8 protein-coding genes and 1 pseudogene are annotated in these 8,562 nt (G+C 69.0%); 3 read left to right on the top strand and 6 right to left on the bottom strand.

Annotation, left to right across the window (positions count from 1 at the left end; genetic code table 11):
• Window positions 1-713 (bottom strand): SDR family NAD(P)-dependent oxidoreductase (locus AC1DY2_RS10640; RefSeq protein ID WP_476762402.1); only part of this gene is annotated, 713 nt, incomplete at its 3' end.
• A gap of 68 nt (window positions 714-781) precedes the next feature.
• Here AC1DY2_RS10640 and AC1DY2_RS10635 point away from each other — a divergent pair.
• Window positions 782-1,147, top strand: coding sequence for a hypothetical protein (locus AC1DY2_RS10635; RefSeq protein ID WP_476762401.1), 366 nt, complete (start codon window positions 782-784; stop codon window positions 1,145-1,147).
• 8 nt (window positions 1,148-1,155) lie between these two features.
• On the opposite strand, the gene helR is transcribed toward AC1DY2_RS10635, so the two are convergent.
• Window positions 1,156-3,309 carry an RNA polymerase recycling motor ATPase HelR gene (gene helR / locus AC1DY2_RS10630; RefSeq protein ID WP_476762400.1) on the bottom strand — a complete coding sequence of 718 codons (2,154 nt, stop codon included), beginning with the start codon at window positions 3,307-3,309 and terminating at the stop codon, window positions 1,156-1,158.
• 266 nt (window positions 3,310-3,575) lie between these two features.
• On the opposite strand from helR, the gene AC1DY2_RS10625 reads away from it, so the two are divergent.
• On the top strand, window positions 3,576-4,013 hold the full coding sequence (locus AC1DY2_RS10625; RefSeq protein ID WP_476762399.1) for a VOC family protein: 438 nt from the start codon (window positions 3,576-3,578) through the stop codon (window positions 4,011-4,013).
• 158 nt (window positions 4,014-4,171) lie between these two features.
• Here AC1DY2_RS10625 and AC1DY2_RS10620 read toward each other — a convergent pair whose 3' ends face one another.
• From AC1DY2_RS10620 to AC1DY2_RS10605, 4 genes are all read right to left on the bottom strand, one after another.
• A complete protein-coding gene (locus tag AC1DY2_RS10620; protein ID WP_476762398.1) occupies window positions 4,172-4,837 on the bottom strand; it encodes an SRPBCC domain-containing protein in 666 nt (221 codons plus the stop codon).
• A complete protein-coding gene (locus tag AC1DY2_RS10615) occupies window positions 4,837-5,235 on the bottom strand; it encodes an ArsR/SmtB family transcription factor (protein WP_476762397.1) in 399 nt (132 codons plus the stop codon). The genes AC1DY2_RS10620 and AC1DY2_RS10615 overlap by 1 nt, the downstream gene beginning before the upstream one ends.
• A 97-nt stretch (window positions 5,236-5,332) precedes the next feature.
• Complete coding sequence (locus AC1DY2_RS10610; protein ID WP_476762396.1) at window positions 5,333-7,723, bottom strand: ATP-binding cassette domain-containing protein; 2,391 nt, start codon at window positions 7,721-7,723, stop codon at window positions 5,333-5,335.
• A 96-nt stretch (window positions 7,724-7,819) separates the two neighbouring features.
• Complete coding sequence (locus tag AC1DY2_RS10605) at window positions 7,820-8,230, bottom strand: VOC family protein (RefSeq protein WP_476762395.1); 411 nt, start codon at window positions 8,228-8,230, stop codon at window positions 7,820-7,822.
• Between the two features lie 118 nt (window positions 8,231-8,348).
• On the opposite strand from AC1DY2_RS10605, the pseudogene AC1DY2_RS10600 reads away from it, so the two are divergent.
• Window positions 8,349-8,562: pseudogene (locus tag AC1DY2_RS10600) on the top strand (DUF2975 domain-containing protein); the annotation flags it as partial.

The raw sequence follows: 8,562 nt of genomic DNA, 5'->3' as shown, positions 1-8,562 counted from the left end.
GGCGCGAACAGGTAGGCCGCAGCCCCGGCGACCTCATGCGCCTCGCCGGGTCGCCGCATGGGGATGCCGGGGGCGCGCTCGTCGGGGGCGTTCGGGCGGCCGGCCGCAGCGTGGATCTCGGTGCGTGTCGTGCCGGGCGACACGGTGTTGACGCGGACCCCGACCGGCCCGAACTCCTTCGACGCTCCCATCGTCAGCACGTTGAGCGCCGCCTTGCTCATCGCGTAGGGGATGTAGGTGTTCGGCGATCCGGTGGTCGCCGCGCCCGAGGAGATGTTCACGATGCAGCCGCCCGCACCACCGCGGTCCGTCGCCATGTGGGCGATCGCGGCGCGCGTGAGCACGATGGGCGCCAGTACGTTGACCCGGAACACCAGCTCGGATTCCTCGATCGCCGCGTCGAGGAACCCGCCGATCAGTCCCGTGATCCCGGCATTGTTCACGAGGCCGGTCACGGTGCCGAATCGCTCCACGGCTGACGGCACCACCGTCGCCGCGGCGTCGAGGTCGGCCAGGTCCACCTGCAGCAGCAGCACCCGGGAGCCGGATGCCTCGCACGCGCGCACGACATGGAGGGCATCCTCCTCGCGGTCACGGTACGTCAGCACGAGATCGTGCCCGTCATGCGCGAGTCGCTCGGCGATCGCCGCTCCGATGCCGCGGCTGGCGCCCGTGACGATCGTGACCGGGCGACGAGTGGCATCCTTCTCCATCCGATCAGACTATGACGCGCGGAAGCGGGTCTGGTGCACGCGCGACCAGCGGGCGTACCATCGGGCGCATGGCACGCGAGGAGGCGAGCCCGCCACAGGGCAATTCGTTCACCAGGTTCTTCGACCGCGTCGACCGGGTCCTCGGGCCCGCGTTCGTCTCGCCGCTCATGCCCGCCGACGAGGAGACATCCGCGATGCCAGAGGACCAGAAGCCCTGCCCGCTCTGCGGGCGCCCGATGTTCGAGCATGTCATCGACCACTCGACCGCGAACACCGTGCTGCTCTGCCCGACGGATGAACGCCTGCCCGAGCACGAGGTGGAGGGGCCGCTCAACGAACTCGGCATGCCGGCCACCGGGCGGCGACTGGAGAAGTACGAGGAGCGCGAGGCGCAGGAACGCGACCTCCGCGAGGAGCGCGCCGAGCAGCTCTGACGAACCGCTCAGCCGGGGGAGAGCACCACGAGCTGCTGCGTCGCCCTCGTCATGGCGACATACCGGTCGACGGCGCCYTCGATGCCGTCGCCGAACCCATCGGGATCGAGCAGGACCACGAGGTCGAACTCCAGCCCCTTCGACAGTTCGGGTGTGAGCCGACGAACCCGGGTGGCGGACTCCGGTGTGATGCCGGTCACATCGAGAGGCGCGTCGCTCGCGGCGATCACGCACACGACGCCGTCGTCGTGGGTCGCGAGCCACGTCGCGAGGATGGCGTCGAGCTCGGTGACCGCGCCGTGCAGCACCGGGAGCCCGCTGCTGCGGATCGACGTCGGCACGTTCGCGTCGCGAAGGGCGGCGCGGATGACCGGCTCGGCCTCGGCCATCACCTCCTCGGGCGTGCGGTAGTTGATCGCGAGGCTCGCGAGGTCGATCCGTTGGAAGCCCACCCGCTCGAGCCGTTGTCGCCAGCTCTCGCTGAAGCCGTGCCTGGCCTGGGCGCGATCGCCGACGATGGTGAAGCTGCGAGACGGGCAGCGCGAGAGCAGCATCTGCCACTCGGCATCCGTCAGCTCCTGTGCCTCGTCGATCACGATGTGCGCGAACGGCCCGGCGAGCATGTCGTGATCGCGTGTCACCTGCACGGCCTCTTCGACCAGCGTGACCTGCGCGTCCTGCCCGCTGAGCATCTTCATGACGCCCAATGCCGAGTCGTCCGATGCGATGAGGTCGTCGACGACGCGATCCATGACCTCCCGATGCGACGCGAGGGCCGCCTCGTCACGACGTCTCCGACGTGATGCCTCGGGGTCCCCGATCCGCTGCCGCGCGGCATCCAGGAGCGGCAGGTCGGAGACGGTCCAGGCGCGGGCGTCGTCGCGTCGGAGCATCCGGATCTCGGCGGGGGAGAGCCACGGTGCGCACGCCGCCAGATAGGCGGGAACCGACCACAGGTCGCCGATGACCCCGGCGGGGTCGAGCAGCGGCCACGCGCGAGTGAACGCTGCGCGCAGGTCGGTGTTCTGTTCGAGTGCGCTGCGCAGGCGGGTATCTGCCATGTCCTCGTCGTGGTTGTCCATGAGGATTGCGATGAGCGCCTCCCAGACCTCCTCGCGCGCCTCGTTGTGCGGAGTCGCGGGCTCGCGGGCGTCGAACGCCTGGGCCCAGTCGTCGGGGTCGAGCCAGACATCCGCCCAGGGCGTCTCGACCGTCATCCCTCCCGCCGGCGGCCGCTCGTAGTGCGCGACGGCGGCCGTGACGGCCTCCACCAGCCGTGCCGACGCCTTGAGGCGTGCGACAGCCGGGTCCGACTCGCGGCCTGCTCCGGGGCCCTCGGGAACGAGATCGCGCAGCGTGCAGCTCTGCACGCCCTCCTCACCGAGGCTCGGCAGCACATCGGCGACGTAGTCGAGGTAGGGCTGGTGCGGCCCGACGAACAGCACACCACCGCGGCGGTGTCCGAGCCGCGGGTCGGAGTAGAGCAGGTACGCCGTTCGGTGCAGCGCGACGACCGTCTTCCCGGTGCCCGGTCCGCCATCGACGACGAGCGCGCCACGGGAACCGGCTCGGATGATGGCGTCCTGGTCGGCCTGGATGGTCGCCAGCACGTCGCGCATGCGGTCGGAGCGCGTTCCGCCGAGGGTGGCGATGAACGCGGATTGGTCGTCGAGCGCAGCGCGGTGGCCCTCGAACCCTTCCGTCGTGAACACCTCGTCCCAGTAGTCGGTGATCCGGCCCCGGGTCCAGCGGTAGCGTCGCCGGCTCGAGAGCCCCATCGCATCTCCGTGCGTGGCGCCGAAGAAGGGCTCGGCGGCGGGGGAGCGCCAGTCGAGGAGCAGGCGGCGCCCGTCCTCGTCGACGAGGCCCAGGCGACCGATGTAGAGCGCGTCTTCGCCGTCGGGATCCATGCGGCCGAGGCAGAGGTCCAGTCCATAGCGGCGCAGGGTGCGCAAGCGCGCGGTGAGGTGGTGGATCTCGAGGTCGCGGTCCATCGCAGCCTGTCCGCGACCGCCCGGTGACTGGCGGACGCGTTCAAGCCTGGTCGAGACGTCGACGATGGAGCGTTCCAGGGTCGTCGCGATGGCCGCGAAGTGCTGTTCGTCGGCGGCGATCAAGGTGGGCTGCGCCTTGTCGGCGAGTCGGGGCGGAAGGTCGAACACGCTGGTGGTCAGGACGGCTCCTCGAGTGGGTGTCGGGACGGCCGTCCATTGTGCGCCATCAGGGGGCCCTTGCGGCAAGGCCCCCTCGCTCCGATATCCTGAAAGCGGGAGGTCGAGACGGCCTCCCTTTCGTGTGCTCGGCTTCGTATGTCCGGCGCCCGCGCTGGCCCGGGGGAGCAGCGCCCCATCGTCTTCAGCAAACTCTCAGGAAAGTCGCCTCCGGCCGGCTCGAGTCGCGTGTCGGTGCGGGTCGATAGCATGCAGGCATGCCCATCAAGCTCGAGAATGTCGGGATCGCCGTGCGCGACCTCGAGGCGACCATCGCCTTCTTCACCGACCTGGGCCTGACGGTGGTCGGCCGCGACACGGTGAGCGGGGAATGGACCGACACCGCCGTGGGGCTCGATGGCAATCACGCCAAGATCGCCGTGCTCAACACGCCCGACGGTCATGGCCAGCTCGAGCTCTTCGAGTACCTCCATCCCGAGGCGATCGAGACGGAGCCGACACGTCCGAACGAGATCGGCATGCATCGCGTCGCCTTCTCCGTCGATGACCTGGACGAGGCCCTCGCGATCGCCGCGCGACACGGTTGCCACCCGCTGCGCGGCGTGGCCACGTATCAGGACGTCTACAAGCTCACGTACCTGCGCGGTCCGAGCGGCATTCTCGTGATGCTCGCCGAGGAACTGCAGAAGCACTGACACCGCCGAGCCCCGGATGCGGATGCTGCAGGGGGGCCACGCATGGTTCCCGAAACTCAAACCGACATAATGTGCATTATCGGCGCACGGCGATGCCTGGTGGAAGGGGTGACGAGCCGGACGCAATGGCCGGGCTCGGCGCGACTGCTTGGGTCCCGTCAGGCACCAGGCGTCTGCCCGGTATAGAACGCGAACGTCGCGTCAGCCGCGCGAGCGGCGTCGTCGGGATCTGCGCCGTCGGCGACGTGCGCGTCGGCCCAGCGGTCCGCTGCGGCTCGGCTGAACGCGTTGCCCTCGGCGGACAGCGCCCACTGCTCGCCCTCCCCGGGTGAGATCCGGCCGTCCAGCGCGCCGAGGTGCAGCGCCAGGCCGAGCAGCGCCTGATCCCAGCCGACGCCAGTGGCACCCGGCCCGTACGTCTCCCACATGCCGGCCGGCAGCTCGGCGGCTCGTGCGACGTGATCGAGCTCGAACCTGGTGCGGTCAGATCCCAGCGACGTGAGCCGGACGGTCACCCAGGAGACGCCTCCGCCGAACTCCCACGTGACGCGATAGCTCGCACTTCCGTCGGAGGGTGGCGTGCACTCGAGGACCTCACCGCTCGCGTTGCCCGTGAGCTGGTACCGACCACCGAGCTGAAGGTCGCCCGAGACGGGCAGGAACCAGCGTGCGATCCGATCGGGTGTCGTGGTCGCCTCCCAGACGTCATCAATGCCGGCGGGATAGTCCTGGGCGATCGTCTGGATCCGCGATGCCGCACCGTCGACCGTGGCGGTGCGCAGGGTGCGCGTCACGGCCTCGACCTGCGAACGAACGTCAACCATCATTGCTCCTCATCTCGTGGTGCTGGATCGCTTGGATCCCCGGCTTCACCCGGCCCGGGGTCTCCGCCGCCCAGGCGTTGCTCGCGTCGGCCGCGGGCGAGTTCCGTTCCGAGGGCCGCCAACGGCCCGCGCCAGTAGCGCTCGAACGGAGTCAGCCAGGCGTTCACCTGCTGGAGCCYGTCTGCGTCGACGGCGTAGAGCCGTCGGGTGCCCTCCGCCCGGACGGTGGCGAAGCCCTGTTCGCGCAGCACCCGAAGGTGCTGCGACACCGCCGGCTGGCTGATGCCGAACTCCTCGCTGATCATCGCGCCGATGCGGCCGGCCGGGGCCTCGCCGTCGGCGAGCAGCTCGAGGATGCGGCGGCGCACTGGATCCCCCAGGACATCGAGCGCGTGCATGCGTCGATTCTTGCGTCTGTGCTTATATAAGTCAAGCCTGAAGTTGGTGAACGACGTCAGCGAGCCGAGCCCATCCGCGCGAGCGACCGCCCGCTCGTCAGGAGCCGACGTACGTTGCCAGGTGCTCGCCGGTGAGCGTCGATCGCGCCGCCACGAGCTCGGCGGGGGTGCCCTCGAACACGACGCGACCGCCGTCGTGCCCGGCTCCCGGTCCCAGGTCGATGATCCAGTCGGCGTGGGCCATGACCGCCTGGTGGTGCTCGATGACGATGACCGACTTGCCGGCATCGACGAGGCGGTCGAGCAGCCCGAGCAGTTGTTCGACATCGGCCAGGTGCAGGCCCGTGGTCGGCTCATCGAGCACGTACACGCCGCCCTGCTCCGCCATGTGGGTCGCCAGCTTGAGCCGTTGGCGCTCACCACCCGACAGGGTCGTGAGCGGCTGGCCGATGGTGAGGTAGCCGAGCCCGACGTCGCCGAGCCGTTTCAGGATCGCGTGCGCGGCGGGAAGGCGCGACTCCCCCGCGCTGAAGAACGACTCGGCGTCGGCGACGGACATGCCGAGGACCTCGCTGATGTCGCGACCGCCGAGCTTGTACTCCAGCACCGAGGTGTCGAAGCGCCGTCCCTCGCAGACCTCGCACGGTGATTCGACCGTGGCCATCATGCCGAGGTCCGTGTAGATGACCCCGGCCCCGTTGCAGTTCGGGCAGGCGCCCTCGGAGTTCGCGCTGAACAGCGCCGGCTTGACGCCGTTGGCCTTCGCGAACGCCTTGCGGATCGGCTCGAGCAGGCCGGTGTACGTGGCCGGGTTGCTGCGACGAGACCCGCGGATCGCGGCCTGGTCGATGGAGACGACGCCGTCGCGTGGAGCCACCGATCCGTGGATGAGCGAGCTCTTGCCCGATCCTGCCACCCCCGTCACGACGACGAGCACGCCCAACGGGACATCCACGTCGACCTCGTGGAGGTTGTTCTCCGACGCGCCCCGAATCTCCAATGCGCCGTTCGGCGTTCGCACCTCCCCCTTGACCGACGCCCGATCGTCCAGGTGCCGCCCCGTGAGTGTGTCGCTCGCCCGCAGGTCGTCCACCGTGCCCTCGAAGACGATCTCTCCTCCGGCGGACCCGGCGCGCGGACCGAGGTCGACGACGTGATCGGCGATCGCGATCGCCTCGGGCTTGTGCTCCACGACCAGCACGGTGTTGCCCTTGTCGCGAAGCTGCTGCAGGAGTCGGTTCATCCGCTGGATGTCGTGCGGGTGCAGGCCGATCGTGGGCTCGTCGAAGACGTAGGTGACATCCGTCAGCGACGACCCGAGATGGCGGATCATCTTCGTGCGCTGCGCCTCGCCGCCTGACAGCGTGCCCGAGGGCCGGTCGAGCGAGAGGTAGCCCAGGCCGATGTCCACGAACGAATCGAGGTTCTGCTGCAGTCCGGCGAGGAGTGGTGCGACGGAGGGCTGGTCGAGGCCCCGCACCCACGCGGCGAGGTCGCTGATCTGCATCGCACAGGCATCCGCGATGCTGATGCCGTCGATCTTCGACGCGCGGGCACCCTCGCTGAGCCGGGTGCCGCCGCACTCGGGACAGGCGGTGAAGGTCACGGCACGCTGGACGAACGCGCGGATGTGCGGCTGCATCGCGTCGACGTCCTTCGACAGCATCGACTTCTGCAGCTTCGACACGAGCCCCTCGTAGGTGAGGTTGATGCCGTTGACCTTCACCTTGCCCGGCTCGCGGTAGAGGAAGTCGTGCAGCTCGGACTCGGTGTAGTCGCGGATCGGCTTGTCGGGGTCGAAGAAGCCGGACTCCGAGAAGATGCGCACCGACCAGCCGTCGGCCGTGTAGCCGGGAACGGTGATCGCTCCCCCGGCGAGCGACTTGGTCTCGTCGTAGATCTGCGTGAGGTCGATGTCGGAGACCGTTCCCATGCCCTCGCACCTCGGGCACATGCCGCCGATCTGGCTGAAGTCGCGCGAGATCGTCGTGCTCTCGCCGCGGTCGATGGTGATCGCGCCACTCCCCTGCACGCTGGGGATGTTGAACGAGAACGCCTGCGGCGACCCGATGTGCGGCTGGCCGAGCCGGCTGAAGAGGATGCGCAGCATCGCGTTGGCGTCGGTGACGGTGCCCACCGTGGAGCGCGCATTCGCACCCATGCGCTCCTGGTCGACGATGATGGCCGTGGTGAGCCCCTCCAGCACGTCGACGTCGGGGCGCGAGAGCGTCGGCATGAAACCCTGCACGAACGCGCTGTAGGTCTCGTTGATCATGCGCTGGGACTCGGCGGCGATCGTGCCGAACACGAGTGAGCTCTTGCCTGAGCCCGACACCCCGGTGAACACGGTCAGGCGACGCTTCGGGATCTCGACGCTCACGTCCTTCAGGTTGTTCACCCGAGCACCCTGCACGCGAATCAGGTCATGGCTGTCGGCGACGCGGCCCTCGCCATTCGTGAGGTGCGTCGCGGTCGTGGTCGTGCTCATCTGTCTCCCTCCACTGGGCGCGGCGATGCGCCCGGATGCCCGGCGTGGCCTTCCACRATTCAACCAGTTCCGACCGACGCGAGGCGTGGTCCACGGTCATCGCAGCTCCTGGATCCTGATCAGGTTGCCTGCAGGGTCGCGCACGGCGCAGTCGCGCTGTCCGTAGGGCTGGTCGGTCGGTTCCTGCGCGATCTCGACGCCGGCTTGCCTCAGGCGCTCGAAGGTCGCATCGAGATCGGCGGATGCCAGGAGCAGGCCGCCGTACGTGCCCTTGGCCATCATGGCGGCGATCGTCTCGCGCTCCTCCTCGGTCAGGCCCGGTGCGGCGGCGGCCGGCTCCAGCACGATGGACGTGTCGGGCTGCTCGATCGGTCCGACGGTGATCCAGCGCTTCCCGTCGTAGCCGACGTCACCGCGCACCTCGAATCCGAGCAGGTCGCGGTAGAACGCCAGCGCCCGTGCGGGGTCGTCGTGCGAGAGGAAGCTCGCGTGGATGATGAGGCTCATGGCTGCCACGCTACGGGTCGGGTGGAGCCGGCTGCTTCTCCGTTCCTGACCGATCGAACTGTACGGAGCGTTGTCTTGAGCGATTGACAAACGATAGATACTGAGCGAAAGTCGATGCATGCGCAACCTCGATCGTGTCGTACTCCCCCTTCGTGTGCTGCTCGTCATCGTCTTCGCCGGTCTCGTGATGGCGCAGTTCCTGAGCATCCCAGGGCAGTTCACGCACATGGCCGCCGAGAATCCCGAGCTCGGCGGCATCCCGTGGCTGCTGCTGGCCCTCGGGATCCTCGAGGTCATCTGCTTCCAGGTCGTGATCGTGTGCACCTGGCGAC

It is taken from the genome of Agromyces sp. P1_H4 (assembly GCF_056405255.1).
The sequence above is the reverse complement of the archived record's forward strand: the minus strand, read 5'-3'. Positions and strand labels throughout refer to the sequence as shown.

What these genes read in the sequence shown, in the direction of transcription:
- AC1DY2_RS10635 (WP_476762401.1), top strand. Translation starts at nt 782, where the DNA reads ATGGCACGCGAGGAGGCGAGCCCGCCACAGGGCAATTCGTTCACCAGG.
- AC1DY2_RS10625 (WP_476762399.1), top strand. Translation starts at nt 3,576, where the DNA reads ATGCCCATCAAGCTCGAGAATGTCGGGATCGCCGTGCGCGACCTCGAG.
- AC1DY2_RS10620 (WP_476762398.1), bottom strand. Translation starts at nt 4,837, where the DNA reads ATGGTTGACGTTCGTTCGCAGGTCGAGGCCGTGACGCGCACCCTGCGC.
- AC1DY2_RS10610 (WP_476762396.1), bottom strand. Translation starts at nt 7,723, where the DNA reads ATGAGCACGACCACGACCGCGACGCACCTCACGAATGGCGAGGGCCGC.
- AC1DY2_RS10605 (WP_476762395.1), bottom strand. Translation starts at nt 8,230, where the DNA reads ATGAGCCTCATCATCCACGCGAGCTTCCTCTCGCACGACGACCCCGCA.